At 62.8% G+C, this 1,043-nt stretch carries 1 protein-coding gene; it reads right to left on the reverse strand.

Annotated features, from left to right (window positions below; all coding sequences use genetic code 11):
* On the reverse strand, window positions 1-1,043 hold a 1,043-nt coding region (locus tag J8I34_RS34170), incomplete at both ends, for an ISNCY family transposase (protein WP_209808590.1).

A 1,043-nucleotide genomic window follows, 5' to 3' on the forward strand; every position in this document is an offset into this window, starting at 1 on the left:
CTGATCGATCTCCGATAGCCGGTCGTAGATGGTATAGGGCAGGGCAGCGCCGTTCGCGCGTGGCTCGATCCTGCCGTTCGGATAGTGATAAACATCGATATAGCGACCGGCCAGCTTCCGATGCTCGGCCGTATCCGTCAGCAGATAGAGGATCTTGTCGTACTGAATCGTCAGGTTCTTGGACACACAGCGCGGCTCGCGCCACGCGAAGATGAGATCCAGGTTCTCGTCGGGACGCAGCGGCCGATGGGCGTTGTGGTCATTGCGCGGCGCCTTGGCGAAGCGCGCGTTGTAGTCTGCGATGAATTCCGCCATGAAGGCGTTGGCGGCTTCCATGGTGCTGATATGACGAAGGCGAAGTTCCTTGACCAAGCGGTCCTGCAGGGTCTGGTGGGCCCGTTCGACGCGCCCCTTGGCCTGGCTGCTGTTGGCGCAGATGCCCTCAATGTTCAGCTCAAATAAGGCCCGCGCAAACTGGGTATGTCCGTCGCCGCCGGCCGCGTTCGGCTTATTGACGCGGAATACGCTGGCCTTGTCGCTGTAAAACGCCACCGGCTTGCCGTGGCGCTCCAGATAGGCCCGCGTCGCCGCAAAGTATGTGAACGTGGATTCCGAATGGGTAAAGCGCAGTTCCATGATCCGGCTGGTGGCGTCGTCGACATAGACCAGCAGCGTGCAGGCTGGCGCCCGGTCTTCGAACCAGCGGTGGTCGGAGCCGTCGATCTGGATCAGTTCACCGTAGCAGGCGCGCCGGTTACGAGGTTGATAGATCTTCGGTGGCCGCTGTTTGCGCGGCACCCACAGTCCAGCCACCGTCATCAGCCGGCGGATCGTTTCCTTGGACAGCGTCAGCCCATGGCGCTCGTGCAACTTCTCGGCGGCCAGGGTCGGGCCAAAGTCCGCGTAATGCTCGCGGATCAGGTCAAGCGCAGCGGCCTCACGATCGGCCGATAGGCGGTTGTTGGGGGGCCGGCCGCGCTTGCGGGAGACCAGTCCAGACGGTCCTTCCTGCCGATAGCGCTCCAGCAACCGCCGGAACTGCC

Source organism: Cupriavidus phytohabitans (assembly GCF_017815025.1).
Classification (GTDB): domain Bacteria; phylum Pseudomonadota; class Gammaproteobacteria; order Burkholderiales; family Burkholderiaceae; genus Cupriavidus.